This window comes from Noviherbaspirillum sp. (assembly GCF_035254865.1).
Lineage (GTDB): Bacteria > Pseudomonadota > Gammaproteobacteria > Burkholderiales > Burkholderiaceae_D > Noviherbaspirillum.
Genome location: NZ_DATFAF010000002.1, coordinates 1 through 16,407, shown reverse-complemented (window position 1 = coordinate 16,407; position 16,407 = coordinate 1). Strand labels below are relative to the sequence as shown.

18 protein-coding genes are annotated in these 16,407 nt (G+C 57.0%); 7 read left to right on the top strand and 11 right to left on the bottom strand.

The window, feature by feature from the left end; translation table 11 throughout:
• Positions 1-87 precede the first annotated feature (87 nt).
• Both VJ651_RS00180 and cysM read left to right on the top strand, forming a co-directional pair.
• The gene (locus VJ651_RS00180; RefSeq protein WP_324105486.1) at positions 88-459 is read left to right on the top strand and encodes a ComEA family DNA-binding protein; all 372 of its coding nucleotides are present in this window, start codon (positions 88-90) and stop codon (positions 457-459) included.
• A 201-nt stretch (positions 460-660) separates the two neighbouring features.
• Positions 661-1,563: a cysteine synthase CysM gene (gene cysM / locus VJ651_RS00175; protein WP_324105535.1), complete on the top strand. Its 903-nt coding sequence runs from the start codon at positions 661-663 to the stop codon at positions 1,561-1,563.
• Positions 1,564-1,591: 28 nt separating this feature from the next.
• Here the strand turns inward: cysM and VJ651_RS00170 are convergent, their stop codons facing one another.
• The gene (locus VJ651_RS00170) at positions 1,592-1,939 is read right to left on the bottom strand and encodes a hypothetical protein (RefSeq protein WP_409482635.1); all 348 of its coding nucleotides are present in this window, start codon (positions 1,937-1,939) and stop codon (positions 1,592-1,594) included.
• A 447-nt stretch (positions 1,940-2,386) separates the two neighbouring features.
• Positions 2,387-2,992: a DUF1415 domain-containing protein gene (locus VJ651_RS00165; RefSeq protein ID WP_324105534.1), complete on the bottom strand. Its 606-nt coding sequence runs from the start codon at positions 2,990-2,992 to the stop codon at positions 2,387-2,389.
• 190 nt (positions 2,993-3,182) lie between these two features.
• On the opposite strand from VJ651_RS00165, the gene VJ651_RS00160 reads away from it, so the two are divergent.
• Entirely contained in the window at positions 3,183-3,734 is a 552-nt protein-coding gene (locus VJ651_RS00160; RefSeq protein ID WP_324105485.1) for a YaeQ family protein, read from the top strand.
• A 5-nt stretch (positions 3,735-3,739) separates the two neighbouring features.
• Here the strand turns inward: VJ651_RS00160 and mltB are convergent, their stop codons facing one another.
• The 4 genes from mltB to VJ651_RS00140 are packed head-to-tail and all read right to left on the bottom strand — an operon-like array spanning position 3,740 to position 8,815.
• Positions 3,740-4,867, bottom strand: a complete 1,128-nt coding sequence (mltB, locus tag VJ651_RS00155; RefSeq protein WP_324105484.1) for a lytic murein transglycosylase B — start codon at positions 4,865-4,867, stop codon at positions 3,740-3,742.
• Entirely contained in the window at positions 4,864-6,888 is a 2,025-nt protein-coding gene (locus VJ651_RS00150) for a DUF3488 and transglutaminase-like domain-containing protein (RefSeq protein ID WP_324105483.1), read from the bottom strand. The genes mltB and VJ651_RS00150 overlap by 4 nt, the downstream gene beginning before the upstream one ends.
• A complete protein-coding gene (locus VJ651_RS00145) occupies positions 6,885-7,898 on the bottom strand; it encodes a DUF58 domain-containing protein (RefSeq protein ID WP_324105482.1) in 1,014 nt (337 codons plus the stop codon). The genes VJ651_RS00150 and VJ651_RS00145 overlap by 4 nt, the downstream gene beginning before the upstream one ends.
• Positions 7,895-8,815 carry a MoxR family ATPase gene (locus VJ651_RS00140; RefSeq protein ID WP_324105481.1) on the bottom strand — a complete coding sequence of 307 codons (921 nt, stop codon included), beginning with the start codon at positions 8,813-8,815 and terminating at the stop codon, positions 7,895-7,897. The genes VJ651_RS00145 and VJ651_RS00140 overlap by 4 nt, the downstream gene beginning before the upstream one ends.
• A gap of 211 nt (positions 8,816-9,026) precedes the next feature.
• Between VJ651_RS00140 and VJ651_RS00135 the strand changes: the two genes are divergently transcribed.
• From VJ651_RS00135 to VJ651_RS00125, 3 genes are all read left to right on the top strand, one after another.
• Complete coding sequence (locus VJ651_RS00135) at positions 9,027-9,968, top strand: histone deacetylase family protein (RefSeq protein ID WP_324105480.1); 942 nt, start codon at positions 9,027-9,029, stop codon at positions 9,966-9,968.
• Between the two features lie 80 nt (positions 9,969-10,048).
• Positions 10,049-10,972 (top strand): ribosome biogenesis GTPase YlqF, encoded by a 924-nt coding sequence (ylqF, locus tag VJ651_RS00130; RefSeq protein WP_324105479.1) that lies wholly within the window; start codon positions 10,049-10,051, stop codon positions 10,970-10,972.
• On the top strand, positions 10,962-11,744 hold the full coding sequence (locus VJ651_RS00125) for an enoyl-CoA hydratase (RefSeq protein ID WP_324105478.1): 783 nt from the start codon (positions 10,962-10,964) through the stop codon (positions 11,742-11,744). The genes ylqF and VJ651_RS00125 overlap by 11 nt, the downstream gene beginning before the upstream one ends.
• An 88-nt stretch (positions 11,745-11,832) precedes the next feature.
• Here the strand turns inward: VJ651_RS00125 and VJ651_RS00120 are convergent, their stop codons facing one another.
• The 5 genes from VJ651_RS00120 to VJ651_RS00100 form a co-directional block, all read right to left on the bottom strand.
• Entirely contained in the window at positions 11,833-12,291 is a 459-nt protein-coding gene (locus VJ651_RS00120) for a cache domain-containing protein (RefSeq protein WP_324105477.1), read from the bottom strand.
• A gap of 250 nt (positions 12,292-12,541) precedes the next feature.
• Positions 12,542-14,191, bottom strand: coding sequence for a chaperonin GroEL (gene groL, locus VJ651_RS00115; protein WP_324105476.1), 1,650 nt, complete (start codon positions 14,189-14,191; stop codon positions 12,542-12,544).
• Between the two features lie 33 nt (positions 14,192-14,224).
• Positions 14,225-14,515, bottom strand: a complete 291-nt coding sequence (gene groES, locus VJ651_RS00110; RefSeq protein ID WP_040041505.1) for a co-chaperone GroES — start codon at positions 14,513-14,515, stop codon at positions 14,225-14,227.
• 305 nt (positions 14,516-14,820) lie between these two features.
• Positions 14,821-15,240, bottom strand: a complete 420-nt coding sequence (locus VJ651_RS00105) for an organic hydroperoxide resistance protein (RefSeq protein ID WP_324105475.1) — start codon at positions 15,238-15,240, stop codon at positions 14,821-14,823.
• A 133-nt stretch (positions 15,241-15,373) separates the two neighbouring features.
• The gene (locus VJ651_RS00100; RefSeq protein ID WP_324105474.1) at positions 15,374-15,844 is read right to left on the bottom strand and encodes a MarR family transcriptional regulator; all 471 of its coding nucleotides are present in this window, start codon (positions 15,842-15,844) and stop codon (positions 15,374-15,376) included.
• Between the two features lie 117 nt (positions 15,845-15,961).
• Here VJ651_RS00100 and VJ651_RS00095 point away from each other — a divergent pair.
• On the top strand, positions 15,962-16,407 hold a 446-nt coding region (locus VJ651_RS00095), incomplete at its 3' end, for a D-alanyl-D-alanine carboxypeptidase (RefSeq protein ID WP_324105473.1).

The following is a 16,407-nucleotide window of genomic DNA, read 5'->3' as shown; positions in this document are numbered from 1 at the left end:
AACCTTATCTATTGTCAAATCGTTATTGTTTTTGAGGCAAGCTCTTGCTTCATTCTTTAACCATTTCGACACAGGAGAAATACTCAAATGCTGAAAAAACTGCTTCTCGCCATCGCTACTCTGATTGTCACGACGGGCTTTGCATTCGCCCAGGTTGACGTCAACAAGGCCGATCAGGCGGCGCTCGACAGCGTCAAGGGCATTGGCCCGAAAATGTCCAAGAACATTCTCGATGAGCGCAAAAAAGGGGGGGATTTCAAGGACTGGGCTGATTTTGAGGAGAGGGTAAAAGGCGTCGGCGAAAAGAACGCAGTCAAACTGTCAGACGCCGGTTTGACCGTGAACGGCCAATCGCTAGGCAAGAATACAGCCGGGGCCGGCAAGGATTCCGGCAACACGAAGGCGAGAGGGAAAAAGGATACAAAGAAGGATTCGAAGAAAGACGAGCCAAAGAAGTAACCGCCGTCATCTGAACTGAAACCCCGCACTGCGACAGGCGGGGTTTTTTTATGTGAACCCGACCTGCCCGCACCCAGGCAAGTGCAGATGCGCGGCGGCCCCGGCTGCACCAGCCCGGAAGTGACTTCTGGTAGTGCCAAACGTCGATCAGCGTCTGCGATTAAAATGACATCTTTACTGAAGCAGCCAATCCCACACACCATGCCTTATCTGACGATCGAAGACACAATCGGTAATACTCCCCTGGTACAGCTCAAGCGCATTCCCGGCGATGAGGCGGCGCGCCGCAACAATGTCATCCTCGGCAAGCTGGAGGGTAATAATCCGGCGGGATCGGTCAAGGACCGTCCAGCGTTATCGATGATCAAGCACGCGGAGGAGCGCGGTGAAATCAAGCCGGGCGACACCTTGATCGAGGCTACCAGCGGCAATACCGGGATTGCACTGGCGATGGCCGCGGCACTGCGCGGCTACAAAATGGTGTTGCTGATGCCCGAAAATCTGAGCGAAGAGCGTCGTCAAAGCATGGCCGCATATGGCGCACACATTATCCTGACGCCAAAGACGGGCGGTATGGAATATGCGCGCGACCTTGCGGAACAAATGCAAAAGGAAGGCAAGGGAATCATTCTGGACCAGTTTGGCAATCCCGACAATCCGCGCGCGCACTACGAGGGAACGGGACCGGAAATCTGGCGCGACACGGGCGGGCGCATTACGCATTTCGTCAGCGCAATGGGCACGACCGGCACCATCATGGGTGTGTCGCACTTCCTGAAAGAAAAAAATCCGGATGTTCGAATTATCGGTGCGCAGCCTGAAGAAGGCTCACAGATCCCGGGCATCAGAAAATGGCCCGAGGCCTACATGCCAAAGATCTACGATAAGTCGCGCGTGGATCAGATCGAATATGTCAGCCAGGCGGCGGCAGAACGCATGGCGCACCGGATGGCAGTTGAAGAGGGAATCTTCTGCGGTATTTCAGCCGCAGGCGCCTGCGAGGTCGCGTGCCGCATCTCGGGCACAGTGGAAAACGCGACAATCGTATTCATTGTCTGCGACCGCGGCGATCGTTATCTCTCAACCGGCGTCTTCCCTGCTTGACAGGCTGGAAGCGGGGCAGGCCGGTTTCTTATTCGCGTTGCTCGCCCGGCGTCGCAGCGGCGAGCGGTTCCTTGGGTTTGAACTGCTTGTCGCTGATACGGAATTTATCGCGACGATCACCCATGAGAATCCGCAACTCCTTGATGCTCAAATCGCTGACTTCGTGCATGCGAATCAGCAGCGAAGCGCCAACCGGAAGGCGGCGATGGCGGATCTTGCTGATTACTGGCGGCGCAACTTCAAGTGCTCGCGAAAGCGCGGCATCATTCTTGAGGTTGAGCTTTTCAATCAGCGCATCCAATAGATTGTTGGGATCGTAATTGACCTGGTCGGCTAGTCTTGTACTGTTCATAGCATTGCCTAATTGAGTAGTCATAGTCTCAATAATTCCACACTGCAAGATTATTGTACAGAAAAAAACAACAAGTGTTTAGACAAAGCATCAAGTTTGGACAGATTTTCGTTAAAAAAGCTGCAACATGTGCATCTTTGCAACTTGACATGTCAAGAATACTTATTGTCTGTATGCAATCTAATAAAAAGATTTCAAAAAAGCAATGTTAAAAAACAGCTAAAACCGAGTGCTGTCTATCGTTTGCTCATCGGCAGTGTGGCAACGATGGGGGTGCGAACGAGGAATTTCACTTCCTCTGATCGTCATATGATGGCGGATTGCGTAAATTCAATTGCATTCTAACCAAGCACTCCGGCTGCATTTTGATGCTCCGCAATTGCACTTTTCTATCGCTGAATTTCGTCGGGACGCTGGGAAATTTATGCCCCGATGTCTGGCTCTGCCGGCATTGGAACCGCACGCAAAGTATTAGTTCTTTCTCTTTTCGCCCGATTCTTGGACTGTCGGCAACGATCCTGTTGCGATATTCAATTGCTTCCAGCCTTCGTATCCAAGCCGTCGTATGGTTTCAATGTTCCTGCCGAATATTTCTTCTGCATCCGGGAATGCAGCGACCGCGCGATCGATGCTTTCTTCCCGCAAAAGATGAAGCATCGGGTAAGGGGAGCGGTTTGTGAAATTGCCGATGTCGTCCGGCTCGGCATCGGCAAACTGGTACTGTGGATGAAAGCTTGCGATTTGAATCTTTCCGGCGAGACCCAGGCCCGCGACCGTCGCATCGGCAAGGTCGAGAAAATTGTTGTAGCTCAGAAAATCGGTCAGTGCCCAGGGATGAATAAGCAGGGAGGTATCGATGCTGTCGGGATCCGCGTCCTGCAAGGCCTGCAATTCTGCAATCAGATCCAGGTGAAGTTCCCCTTCGTTTGTCGCCCGACTGACTGCGTAGCGGATCTGCTTCTTGATGTGAACACTCTTCGCGAACGGGCACAGGTTCAGCCCGATCACGGCCTTTTCGAGCCATTGCCTTGTCGCCTCGGTGACGTATCGGGCGGTTTCATCAGTATGGATTGTCATGGTCTTTAGACTAGCTTGAACGCGCAAGCGGATCAATAGCGTCGTTCGTTCTCGTTTGCACGGGGTGTTTGCTTCTTGCCGAAGTTGGCGTCTGTCCCCGCTTTACTGTACATTTGCCGGTCCACGCAACCCACGTAATCGAAGGCGGATGGTCCGCGAATGACCCCGCACGATTCATCCGGAAATCGACATGGCACTCAAAGCAACCATTTTCAAGGTAGACCTTCAGATCTCGGACATGGATCGGCAGTATTACGCCGCCCATGCGCTGACTATTGCGCGCCATCCGTCCGAAACCGACGAGCGCATGATGATTCGCCTGCTTGCGTTCGCACTCAATGCACATGACGCGCTCATTTTCGGCAAGGGTCTGAGCACTGACGATGAGCCGGACTTGTGGCAAAAGGATCTGACCGGTGCGATCGACTTGTGGATAGAAGTCGGTCAGCCGGACGAGAAACGCATCCTCAAGGCCTGCGGGCGCTCGTCGCGGGTGCTGGTCTACAGCTACAGCAGTACCAGCAACATCTGGTGGAACCAGATCGCGAACAAGGTCGATCGAGCGAAAAATCTCTCCGTGCTCAATGTGCCGGCCGAATCCAGTCTCGCCTTGGCCAAGCTCGCGCAGCGAACCATGCAACTTCAATGCACGATTCAGGAAGGGCAAATCTGGATGAGCGGCGGCGAGGACACGGTGCAGCTTGAGCTGAACACGCTCAAGCTGCTGGCCGGCGCCTCGTAGTCCGATCAGCCGCCGCGTGCCGTGCGCACTGCACGGCCGAGTTCGACGACGGACATCGCATAGAAGAAGCTGCGATTGTATTTGGTGATCGCAAAGAAATTTGTCGTCCCCAACCAGTACTCGGTGGGTTCTTCGCCGTTCTGCAGATCCACCAGGCCGAACTGCAGATCAGCCGGAGGTTCCTTGCCCGGCGTGACGCCGGCTCCTTTCAACTCGTCAAGCGTGAATTTCGCTTCCAGCGGCTGTCCGATAAACATATCCCATGCGCGTCCGGGTTCGGTTTGGGAGACGATGGCCGGGAAGGCGATCGGCTCGCCGCGCTGCCAACCATGCTCCACCAGGAAATGGGCGACACTGCCAATCGCATCCACGGGCGAGTTGCGCAGATCCACCATGCCGTCGCCATCGAAGTCGACTGCAAATTTGCGTATGCTGCCAGGCATGAACTGCGGCAATCCGACGGCGCCGGCATAGGACCCGAGCAGCGACAACGGATCGATATGCGAGTCGCGCGCAAACAGCAGAGTCTGTTCCAGCTCACTTCGGAAAAACTGCATCCGTGAAGTGCGGTTTGATGTGGCCGGGTAGTCGAAGGCGAGCGTGGTCAGCGCATCGAGAACCCGGAAGCTTCCGGTATTGCGACCGTAAATGGTTTCCACGCCGATGATGCCGACGATGATCTCGGCCGGCACGCCATATTGCTCTTCGGCGCGGGCCAGCGCATCGGCGTGTGCGTCCCAGAAGGCAACGCCGGCATTGATACGTAGCGGTTCGACGAAGCGTGCGCGATAGGCACGCCAGTTTTTCGGCTTGCCCGGCGGCGCGGGCTTGATCAGTTGAATCGTGGTTTCGACATAGCGTGCTTTCTTGAACAGCGACTCCAATTCAGCGCGATCAAAGCCGTGCCGGTCCACCATCAGGTCGATGAATTCGGCCACATCTTTCCATTGTGTGAAGTTGGCAAATTCGCCAAGGCCGTCGTCCGACTTGAGCGCAACCTTGTGGATCCCGGCATGCGTTGTTTTCTTTACTGTTCGCTTTGTCGTGTGTTTCGAGGAGGCGTTTGCATGGGCGGTCAATGCGAGCAACAAGCCTGCGAGAAGGGCCGAGCGTTTGGTGGGTTTGACAATCATCGACATTCAGCTAACAAGGATTTGAGTTCGGAGAGTGCGGATGAACTTAGCTGGCGCTGCACTCCATACCGCACTGTCTCATAGTGTTCCAGAAAACGGGCCAGCGCCGCCTTTTTTTCGGGGGGCAGCGGAGAGTCTGGGGCGGTCAGGCGCGCACGATAGGCGCGCGGCCCTTCGTATGGGTGGCGCGGCAAACCTTGCTGTGCGAGCCTGCCGCAGAATTTCTGGTATAGCGCGTCGACCGGATCGCGTTTTTGCTGATGCAGCATCATGGGCAAGATCGCAATGGCAACTGCTGCAATGCCGAGCACAACCATGACGGCGATGACGACGGGCCAGGCAACATCGCCAAATCCGAGCGAACGGATGAAGCTCTTTTGCTTTTCGGGTGTGTAGTTCAATACCCATTGATTCCATGCATTGGTTACGGCATCCCAGTTCTGGCGGAATTTCAGCAGCGGTGCAAGCAATTGGTTGTTGGTGCCATCGATCGTAATCAGCCCGGCCAACACGCGACGCGGGATCACGCTTGCAAGATTGTGTTCGACACGTTCAGGCGCGACTGCAGCAGTGGGATCGATGCGCACCCAGCCGCTTTTCTCCAGCCATACTTCTGCCCATGCATGCGCATCCGATTGGCGTACGGTCAGGAATCCGTCAGCCGGATTCATCTCGCCACCCTGGTAGCCGGTGACGACGCGCGCCGGGATGCCGAGTGCCCGCATGAGCACGACGAAGGCGCCCGAATAATGCTCGCAGAAACCGGCCCGCGTGGCAAACAGGAATTCATCGACGGAGTGTGTACCAAGTACCGGCGGTTCCAATGTGTACCTGAAGTTCTGCTCCCGGAAAAAACGCAACACCGCGTCGATCATCTCCACAGGATTGCTGGATTGGCTACGCAAGCGTGCTGCATATTCCAAGGTGCGCGGGTTGAAACCGTCCGGCAACTGCAGCCATTGCCGTAAGACAGCCGCGGATTCATTCGGTTGCAAATCAAAATCGGTATGCGAGACGAGGTTGTACCGCACGCGACTGTTGATTGGATTTGTGGTCAGGATTTGCAGTTCGGGCGTGACGCCTGCGGGATTGTCGTCGATGATCGGCAGCGCCTGTGGCACTTCGAGTGCGAACAGCCAGCGATGACCATGCGGCTCGAGCGTCACCTGATAGCCAACCGGAGCTCCGCGCAGCCTGATATTGACACGGCGATTCGCGCCGGCGGCCTGCAGCGGGGTCCAGGTGCGTCCGTCATATCGTCCAAGGACGACGCCGCGCCAGTAGAGTTTTGAGTTGGCGGGCACCGCATCCTTGAATTTGACGCGAAACGCGATCTCGTCGGACAGCGCGAGCTTCGCGATATTCCCAGGCGCCATGGTTTCCGACAATCCGGTGCGTCCGGCCTGCGCGTCGCTGGGCAAGCCCCACAACGGACCCTGAATGCGAGGAAACAGCAGGAATAACACCAGGGTGAGCGGCCCGGCCAGCGCCAGAATCAAGGCGCCGAATTGAAAGCGCTTTTTCAGCGACGGAACGACACCCGTGTATTGAAACGACAACTGCGTGGTGAGCAGCGCGATCACGGCGAGGATGGTCATGAGCGCCGTGCCGATGGATTGCGAATTGAAGAAACTTGCCAGGACCAGAAAGAAGCTGAGGAAGAGTGCGACAAACAAATCGCGCTTGGCATGCATTTCCAGCAGCTTCAATGTGAGCAGCAATGTCAGCATGGCTACGCCGGGCTCGCGTCCGAAGAAGGATTTGAACGTGAGGTAGACGCCGCCCATTGCGAGCAGGGCAATCGAGACAAGCAACCAGTTCGACGGCATGCGGTTACCGCGGAACGTGATCCAGCCACGCCAGATCAGGATCGTCAGGCAACTCGGAAACACCCAGCCCGGAAGGTGGCTTGCATGGGGCAGCAGTACGAGTGTGCAGGTGGCCAGCAGGAGCAAGGTATCCGCCTTGTCGCGCGACAAGGGCCGCATGACGGGACGCTTGAGCGATATGGGAGCCTTCATGGCGTTTTCTCAAACAAGGCCAGCGCGCGCAGACAGCTTTCCCGATGTGCTGGTCCCAGCGCTGCCGGAAAGTTGATCTCGCCGAGGCGAAATGCGTAGGCCAGGCCGCGCGCATCCGCTTCGAGCACCCAGCGTGTCATGCGCGACAATTTTGCTTCGGTATCCATGTGCTGAGGCAGGTGCGCAAAATCGATCGCAATCTCGCTTGCAGCACCGCCTTCGAAGTGCTTGGAGATCAGCGTTCCGCTTGCATCGGCGTCGACCCGAGCAATCTGCCGCCATGCAAGACGTTTCATTGAATCGCCGGCCTGATATCCACGGATGCCCGCGAAATCGTCCTCCCCGGCCTGACCCTGGCCATCGTTTTGTTCGATGGCGGCCAAGGGCAACGGAGGGCCATCGTCTTCGGGACAGGGATAGACCAGCGCTCTTGCATCCGGTTGCCAGTAACTCCATGTACGCAGCAAACCGAGCGGAAAGCGTGTCTGCAAACGCACGCGTGGCGCCTGCAGCCAGCCCCTTTGCTGCGAGATCGTCGACAGGGTCACGCGCGTGCTTGCATTGCCGGCGACATCGGCCGCCTGCGCGAGATCGGGCCGATCATCCGCAATGAAATCGAGCCAGATTGCGTAACGGTCATACTTGCGGCGGTTGATCAGATGCAGTTCGAATTGCGCTGCTTCGCCCGCAAACACGGCACTTGCATGGCCGGCCGCCAGATGAAGATGCGCCAGATTGCGGAAGGTCAGATGCATGTCGATCAGGCCGCAACCGCCGAGCAAGAACGTGAGCGCGAAGCCGAGACTCAGGTTGTAGTTTGCCGACCCGATGAAGAGGACGACCAGCATCACGCAAAACAGCAGGCCCGGGTGCGTGGGGACGATGAACACGCGTCGCTGGTTGAGGAAAACCTCGCCATGCTCCGGGCCGTTGAGGCGAAACAGCCACTTGCTGGCGCGCCTGCGGATACCGTGCTCCAGCCTGCCGTACGGGGAGAGTTTCTTCTTCACACCGGAACGGTCTTCATCAATTGCAGTACAAGGTCGCGACTGCCGAGTGCGGAACTGCCTGCCGATTTCAACGGGCGCAGGCGATGCGCGACAACCGGCACCAGGACCGCCTGCACGTCTTCTGGAATGACATGATTGCGGCCCTCCATTGCAGCCCAAGCACGCGATGCCTGCAGCAATGCAATCGTTGCACGCGGACTCATGCCTTCCGCAAACAGGCCGCTCTGTCGCGAAACCTGGGCAATCGCTTGCACATAATCGATCAATGCCGATGCAACATGGATTTCCTTTAGCGCGGCTTGTGCGATCAACAATTCTTCAGGCTGCATGGCCGTCGGCAGGGATTTCAACAGTGTTCTGCGGTCTTCGCCCATCAACAGGGCACGCTCTGCCGCCGCATCCGGGTACCCGAGAGACAAACACATCAGAAAGCGGTCCAGTTGCGATTCCGGCAGTTGGAAGGTACCGATCTGATGTGTCGGGTTTTGCGTCGCGATCACGAAATACGGCTGCGGCAAGTCGCGCGTGGTGCCGTCCGCCGTGACTTGCCGTTCTTCCATGGCTTCAAGGAGGGCAGACTGGGTTTTGGGTGTGGCGCGGTTGATTTCGTCGGCCAGCAACACTTGCGTGAAGACCGGACCGGGATGAAACACGAAGCCATTCTTTTCGCGGTCGTAGATCGAAATGCCGATGACATCCGCCGGCAGCAGGTCGCTGGTGAACTGCAATCGGCTGAATTTCAGGCCGAGCGAAATCGCCAGCGCATGTGCCAGTGTGGTCTTGCCCACGCCCGGCACGTCCTCGATCAGCAAATGGCCGCCGGCCAGCAGGCAGACCAGCGATTGCCGGATTTGCAGGTCTTTTCCGACGACGATCTGGCTGACTTGTCTGGCGACGGCGTGGATTTTTGCGAACATGGATCTTCTGTAATCTGTGTGAAAGGGAAACGCGCTATGGTGAGGACCTGTTGAGCAATCGCAAAGCCAGACTGACAACAAAAGACCTGTAATACATCGTTTTCTTCGTTACACTATCAGAATCGATGTCATCGATATTTGCACAAATATCGACGCCGCGTAGATTCTATTCGAGAACCCGACCGCACATTCAGCTTCACGCTTTACCGAAATGACCACTGCCATCTATTCCCATCCCGATTGCAAACGCCATGAAATGGGGCAATGGCATCCGGAATGTCCGGCGCGCCTGCAGGCGATCGAAGACCAGCTTATCGCAAGCCGCATCAGCAGTTTGCTCGAACATCGGGATGCGCCGAAAGTCGATGTTGCCGAAATCCGCCGCGTACACACCGCCGATGCGGTTGCCCGCGTACAGCAAAACGTGGCGGCATTGGCTGACTCGGGCGGCGGGTATTACCCGCTCGATGCCGATACCATGCTGAACGAGCACAGCTGGAATGCCGCCTTGCGCGCGGCCGGCGCGGCGGTGGCGGCAACCGATGCGGTGATCGCAGGGGAACTGGACAATGCCTTCTGCGCGATTCGTCCGCCAGGGCATCATGCGAGACCGAGCGAGGCGATGGGTTTTTGCCTGTTCGACAATGTTGCGATTGCCGCCAAACATGCACTTGATGTGCGAGGTTTGCAGCGCGTGGCGATCGTCGACTTCGATGTCCATCACGGCAACGGGACGGAAGAAGCGTTCCTGGACGATCCGCGCGTGATGATGGTCAGCTTTTTCCAGCATCCTTTCTATCCTTATTCCGAGCTTCGACAGGACACGCCGCACATGGTCAACGTGCCCGTCCCGGCGTATTCCAAGGGCGACGTGGTACGCCAATTGGTGACTGAAAAATGGCTGCCCGCCCTGCATGCCCACCGGCCCGAGATGATCTTCATTTCCGCGGGCTTCGATGCGCATCGCGAAGACGACATCGGGCAGATGGGGCTGGTGGAGGACGACTATGCCTGGATCACGCAACAGATTCTGGGCGTGGCGAAGCAGCATGCGCAGGGGCGCATCGTCAGCTGCCTGGAAGGCGGCTACAACCTGTCCGCTCTCGCGCGCAGTGTTGTCGCGCACATCAAGGTGCTTGCCGAACTTGACTGACTTGCCAGCGTCGTATTGACGCGTGAACAAGGCAGGCACCGGGTAGAATAGCGCTTTGCCTCGTTCCAACAAAATCACGCATGTCCATACAATGGTTCCCCGGTCACATGAACGCCGCCCGCAAGAAGGCGGCGGAGTCCATGGAGAAGACCGACCTCGTTATCGAGGTGCTGGACGCGCGCCTGCCGCAAGCCAGTTGCAATCCCATGATCGAACAGCTGCGCAAGCAGCGCCAGCGCCCCTGCCTGAAGATCCTCAACAAGGCCGACCTTGCTGATCCCGTTGCCACCAAGGCCTGGCTTGAGTACTACAACGCCCAGAAAGACGTGAGCGCGGTTGCGCTGAGCTGCAAGAAACCGGCCGATGTGGCAAAGGTGCCGGGCTTTGCGCTGGAACTGGCGCCGCATCGTGGCACCGCACTCAAGCCGCTGCGCATGATGATCATGGGCATTCCGAATGTGGGCAAGTCGACCTTGATGAATGCCTTGCTCAAGAAGCGCGTGGCGGCCGTGGGTGACGAACCCGCCGTTACCAAGACGCAGCAGCGCCTGTATCTGGGCAATAACATGGTTCTGATCGACACGCCCGGTATGTTGTGGCCGAAGATAGAACATCCAACAGACGGCCTGATGCTCGCGGCGAGTCACGCGGTTGGCGTCAACGCCGTGATCGAGGAGGAGGTGGCGACCTTTCTTGCCGACCAGTTGCTGGCGCATTATCCGCAGCTCCTGACGGCGCGTTATGGATTTTCGATCGATGGTATGGACGGTGTCGCCGTGCTGGAAGGCGTGGCGAAGCGGCGTGCCTTTCGCGTCAAGGGCGGTGACCTGGATCTGGAAAAGGCCGCGCATACCCTGTTGCAGGACTATCGCAGCGGCGCGCTCGGCCGCATCAGCCTGGAGACGCCGCAGAGTCGCGCTGCTCTGCTGGCAAGTTACAAGCCTGAGCCATCGCTCGGCGAACAACAAGACAACGAGGGCGAGGAGGGCGACGATGAGCAGTGAGACACCTTATGTGATCCGATCCGTGCACGATGGCGTGGCGACGCTCACGCTCAATCGCGGCGAGAAGTTCAATCCGCTTTCGGAAGAAATGCTGGACGCATTGCAGGCGGAACTCGATGCGATCAAGAGCGATGACGGCATTCGCGTCCTTGTTCTTGCTGCGGCAGGCAAGGCATTTTGCGCTGGACACGATCTCAAGCAGATGCGTGCTCAGCCTTCCGAGCCGTATTACAAAAAGCTGTTCAACCAGTGCAGCAAGGTCATGCTGACGATTCAACAGATGCCGCAGCCGGTGATTGCAAGAGTGCAGGGAATCGCGACGGCCGCGGGATGCCAGCTGGTCTCGATGTGCGATCTGGCGGTCGCGTCCAGCGATGCGAAATTCGCCGTATCGGGAGTGAATTACGGTTTGTTCTGTTCGACGCCATCGGTCGGCCTGTCACGCAATGTCTCACGCAAGCACGCCATGGAAATGCTTCTGACCGGTGAATTCATCGATGCGGAAACAGCGCGCGAGTATGGTCTGGTCAATCGCGTGGTGTCTGCCGAACGGCTCGATGCCGAGGTCGGAAAACTGACCGCCAGCATTCTGGCCAAACCAGCCGTTGCGGTGGCGATGGGCAAGCAGCTTTTCTACAAACAGCTGGAGCTGGGGATTGGTGCGGCTTATCAGCTCGCCGGGCAAACGATGGCATGCAACATGATGGACGAGGCGGCGCTGGAAGGCGTGCAGGCGTTCATCGAGAAGCGTGCACCTGGCTGGAAGAAATAAGCGGGTCTTGTAAAAAATCCCCTTGGTTGCATCAATGCGGCCAAGGGGATTTTTTCATGTGGCCGTGCGAGCGACCGGACGGTATCAATTATTTGTACACGCCCACAGCGAAGCCGTAGCCATCGAACGGTTCGATATACGTGGTCTTCGACTCAATTTGTTTCGTCACCGGGTTGGGCCATTTGTAGTCGACCCAGCCGATTTTTTTCGACTTCGTGTGCGCGATCAGCTCCTGCGCGAAAAACTTTCCGTCGGCATCCTTCAGGTTCGTCAGATCTTTACCGATCAACTTCTCATTCGCGCCATGCGCCATCATGATGCCGTTTGCGTCGAGTATGTACACATATATGTCGCGGTCGACGAATTGTCCGGTCTTGTTGCTCACCTCGGCAAAGGCTTTTTCCTTGCCATTGGCTTTGTAGAATGCGATTGCCTTGTGCGCAAGCGCTACCGCTTCTTCCTTGGTGCCTTTATCCCCCGCGTTTGCTGCTGCGACAAGCCCGATGCTCAGGCTTGCGCCGATGAAAAACCTCAAAATACTCTTCATTACCATCTCCGACAAAATTGATCTGTTGACCTGCGCCAGTTAACCATGAGGACGCTCGGGTCTTTGGGCGCATTCACGACTCTAGCGGTTTTATTTCCATGCAGCAAGAAATGAATCCGGGGACGACAGGTTCTGAATGTTTCAAGGTTGCTGGCACATCACACTTCCGGGCGCTCTTGCCAGCGAAGCAAGAAAAACAAAAAGCCCGCCGAAGCGGGCTTTTCTGCGACAGGGAATGTCGAAAGGCGAATTACATCATGCCTTCCATGCCACCCATACCGCCCATGCCACCCATACCGCCCATGCCACCAGCAGCCGGTTTCTCTTCAACCAGCTCGGCAACGGTGCAATCGGTGGTCAGCATCAGGCCGGCGATCGACGCTGCGTTTTGCAGAGCCGAACGGGTGACCTTGGCCGGATCCAGCACGCCCATTTCGACCATGTCGCCATAGGTGCCGTTAGCGGCGTTGTAACCGAAGTTACCCTTGCCTTCCATGACCTTGTTGACGACCACGGATGCTTCGTCACCGGCGTTGGTCACGATCATGCGCAGCGGCTCTTCCATTGCGCGCAGAACGATCTTGATGCCGGCTTCCTGATCCGGGTTGTCGCCCTTGATCGTCAGGTTTGCGCGAGCGCGCAGCAGTGCCACACCGCCGCCAGGAACGATGCCTTCTTCAACGGCGGCACGGGTTGCGTGCAGCGCGTCTTCGACACGTGCCTTCTTTTCTTTCATTTCGACTTCGGTCGCAGCGCCAACCTTGATCACTGCAACGCCGCCTGCCAGCTTGGCAACGCGTTCCTGCAGCTTCTCGCGGTCGTAGTCGGAAGTCGCTTCTTCGATCTGAACGCGGATTTGCTTGACGCGTGCTTCGATCGCGGCAGCCTGGCCAGCACCGTCGATGAGGGTGGTGTTTTCCTTGCCGATTTCGATGCGCTTGGCTTGGCCGAGGTCGTTCAGCGTGGCCTTCTCCAGGGTCAGGCCGACTTCTTCAGCGATCACTTGACCGCCGGTCAGGATAGCAATGTCTTCCAGCATGGCCTTGCGACGGTCGCCAAAGCCAGGCGCCTTGACTGCGCAGGTCTTCAGGATGCCGCGGATGTTGTTCACAACCAGGGTTGCCAGTGCTTCGCCTTCGATATCTTCGGCGATGATCAAGAGCGGACGGCCAGCCTTGGCGACTTGCTCCAGTACCGGCAGCAGGTCACGGATGTTCGAGATCTTCTTGTCGAACAGCAGGACGAACGGGTTTTCCAGAACCGCGACTTGCTTTTCCGGGTTGTTGATGAAGTACGGGGACAGGTAGCCGCGGTCGAACTGCATGCCTTCGACGATGTCGAGTTCGTCGTTCAGGGACTTGCCGTCTTCAACCGTGATCACGCCTTCCTTGCCGACTTTTTCCATTGCTTCGGCGATGCGGTCGCCGATGGATGCGTCGGAGTTGGCGGAGATTGCGCCGACCTGGGCGATTTCCTTGGAAGTGGTGCAGGGCTTGGCGATCTTCTTCAGCTCTTCGACTGTAGCGGTAACAGCCTTGTCGATGCCGCGCTTCAGGTCCATCGGGTTCATGCCGGCGGCAACATACTTCATGCCTTCGCGGACGATCGCTTGCGCCAGGACAGTAGCGGTGGTGGTACCGTCGCCTGCGTTGTCAGAAGTCTTGGAAGCAACTTCCTTGACCATCTGTGCGCCCATGTTCATGAGCTTGTCTTTCAATTCGATCTCTTTAGCGACCGAAACACCGTCCTTGGTGACGGTCGGGGCGCCGAACGAGCGCTCCAGCACAACATTGCGGCCTTTCGGGCCCAGGGTAACTTTAACAGCGTTGGCAAGGATGTTGACGCCTTCAACCATCTTGGCACGGGCGGCATCGCCGAAGACTACTTCTTTTGCTGCCATGTTTGTAACTCCTTATATTGAATAGGTTCTGTATTACTTCTGGACGATTGCCATGATGTCTTCTTCGCGCATCACCAGCACCTCTTCGCCTTCGACCTTCACGGTCTGGCCGGAGTATTTGCCGAAGAGCACGACGTCGCCGACTTTGACGTCCAGCGCGCGGACTTTGCCATCTTCCAGAATCTTGCCGTTACCAACTGCGAGCACTTTGCCCTGATCCGGCTTTTCCGCAGCTGCTTCCGGAAGAACGATGCCGGACGCAGTCTTGGTTTCCTGGTCGAGGCGCTTGACGATGACGCGATCGTGCAATGGACGAAGGTTCATACAAACTCCTTAATTATCAATAAGTTATGGTTATTTGCGGCAGATTTGCTGCAACTTGCATTTATTTCACTGTGCAGCGAGACCGCACGGGAAAATCTGAAGCCAGGCGGAGTTGTTGTTAGCACTCTCCCCTAACGAGTGCTAAGTATATGGGCGGGTAATCCTTTTTTCAAGACCGTCCCGACGAAGGATTGTTTTTTGCCTAATTTGCCTGCCCGCCGGTTTCCACAGAACGCCTCGGTCCAAAAAAAGAAACCCCACCGGCGAACCGACGGGGTTTCTCGTCAAAACGAGCGGCTGATTATTCAGGCCAGCGCGACCCTGACATCGATGTTCCCGCGCGTTGCGTTGGAGTAGGGGCAGACTTCATGCGCCTTGTTGACCAGCGTCTGGGCAGTTTCCTGCTCCATGCCTGGCAAGACGACACGCAGATCCGCGGCCAAGCCGAAGCCGCCGCTGCCGTTCGGGCCGATACCGACTTCGGCAGTCACTGCGGCGTCGGCCGGCAAGGGAATCTTGGCGTGCATGGCGACGAATTTCATCGCAGAGAGGAAGCACGCCGAATAGCCGGCAGCGAACAATTGCTCCGGGTTGGTGCCTTCGCCGCCCGGCCCGCCGAGTTCTTTCGGAGTGCTCAGTCGAGCGTCGAGTTTCTTGTCGCTGGAGACGGCGCGGCCATCGCGGCCGCCGGTTGCGGTGGCTTGTGCCTTGTACAGAATCTGCATGAGATGCTCCTTCTTCAAATAAAGGTGTTGGGACAACGTAATCGATCGGAACGCAGTATTAAGATAGCACGCAATTAAATTGTGTGCAATTTAAAAGTGCATGCGAGACGGGAGGCGAAAGGCTTGTGCTTTGCTACGAGTCTGACTTGACCAGGTCGTTACGCAAGATGGAAAGCTGATTGCGAAGACGTGCGAGCGCTTCCGGGGATTGTCCGCTGGCGCACAACACTTGCTGGGGAATGCACTGTGCCTTCTTCTTGAGCGCGCGGCCTTCCTTGGTGAGCGTGATCCTGACCTGACGTTCGTCAGATTCGTCGCGAGTGCGTTCGATCAGCGAAGATGCTTCCAGGCGTTTCAACAGGGGCGTGAGCGTGCCGGAATCCAGAAACAGCTTTTCGCCTATGGATTTGACCAATACGTCGTCCTGTTGCCAAAGAACCAGCATCACCAGGTATTGCGGATAGGTAAGCCCAAGCTTGTCCAGAAAGGGCTTGTAGGTTTTTGTCATGGCCAGGGACGCAGAGTACAGTGCGAAGCAGAACTGGTTATCCAATGCGAGAGGATCAAAGCTGTGTGCTTCGGGCGGTGTGGCGGATTTGGGCATGGTTTGCAGCTCTGACGTGGGATAATTACATTGCGCGTGACATATTTTTCTAATCCTATGCGAATTCCGAGAAGACTCCAAGTTGCGTGTAGCCTGTTTGCGTTTGCCGGCAGCGTGATGGCGCAGCAATTGCCGATACCCGTCGCGGATGCCTTGCAGCGCGCGCAGATTCCCGAATCCGCAGCCGGAATCTATGTTCAGGAGGTCGGCGCAGGTCCGGTTTTGCTCGCATCGAATGAAAAGACGCCGCTTAACCCGGCATCGACCATGAAGCTGGTGACCAGCGATGCCGCACTCGAAATGCTGGGGCCGACCTTTACCTGGAAGACCCAGGCTTATGCGACCGGCACGCAAGCCGGCGACGTGCTGCACGGCGACCTGATTATCAAGGGTAGCGGGGATCCCAAGCTGGTGCTGGAGAACTTCTGGTTGTTCCTGCGCCGCATACGCGCGAAGGGCATTCGCGAAATTCGCGGCAACCTCGTCCTGGATCGAAGTGCCTTCGAGAGCATGGAGTACGACCCTGGCCAATTCGATGGCGACCCGATGAAGCCGTACAACGT

Coding starts and splice junctions, on each gene's coding strand:
- VJ651_RS00180 (WP_324105486.1), top strand. CDS start 88: ATGCTGAAAAAACTGCTTCTCGCCATCGCTACTCTGATTGTCACGACG.
- cysM (WP_324105535.1), top strand. CDS start 661: ATGCCTTATCTGACGATCGAAGACACAATCGGTAATACTCCCCTGGTA.
- VJ651_RS00170 (WP_409482635.1), bottom strand. CDS start 1,939: ATGACTACTCAATTAGGCAATGCTATGAACAGTACAAGACTAGCCGAC.
- VJ651_RS00165 (WP_324105534.1), bottom strand. CDS start 2,992: ATGACAATCCATACTGATGAAACCGCCCGATACGTCACCGAGGCGACA.
- VJ651_RS00160 (WP_324105485.1), top strand. CDS start 3,183: ATGGCACTCAAAGCAACCATTTTCAAGGTAGACCTTCAGATCTCGGAC.
- mltB (WP_324105484.1), bottom strand. CDS start 4,867: ATGATTGTCAAACCCACCAAACGCTCGGCCCTTCTCGCAGGCTTGTTG.
- VJ651_RS00150 (WP_324105483.1), bottom strand. CDS start 6,888: ATGAAGGCTCCCATATCGCTCAAGCGTCCCGTCATGCGGCCCTTGTCG.
- VJ651_RS00140 (WP_324105481.1), bottom strand. CDS start 8,815: ATGTTCGCAAAAATCCACGCCGTCGCCAGACAAGTCAGCCAGATCGTC.
- VJ651_RS00135 (WP_324105480.1), top strand. CDS start 9,027: ATGACCACTGCCATCTATTCCCATCCCGATTGCAAACGCCATGAAATG.
- ylqF (WP_324105479.1), top strand. CDS start 10,049: ATGTCCATACAATGGTTCCCCGGTCACATGAACGCCGCCCGCAAGAAG.
- VJ651_RS00125 (WP_324105478.1), top strand. CDS start 10,962: ATGAGCAGTGAGACACCTTATGTGATCCGATCCGTGCACGATGGCGTG.
- VJ651_RS00120 (WP_324105477.1), bottom strand. CDS start 12,291: ATGAAGAGTATTTTGAGGTTTTTCATCGGCGCAAGCCTGAGCATCGGG.
- groL (WP_324105476.1), bottom strand. CDS start 14,191: ATGGCAGCAAAAGAAGTAGTCTTCGGCGATGCCGCCCGTGCCAAGATG.
- groES (WP_040041505.1), bottom strand. CDS start 14,515: ATGAACCTTCGTCCATTGCACGATCGCGTCATCGTCAAGCGCCTCGAC.
- VJ651_RS00105 (WP_324105475.1), bottom strand. CDS start 15,240: ATGCAGATTCTGTACAAGGCACAAGCCACCGCAACCGGCGGCCGCGAT.
- VJ651_RS00100 (WP_324105474.1), bottom strand. CDS start 15,844: ATGCCCAAATCCGCCACACCGCCCGAAGCACACAGCTTTGATCCTCTC.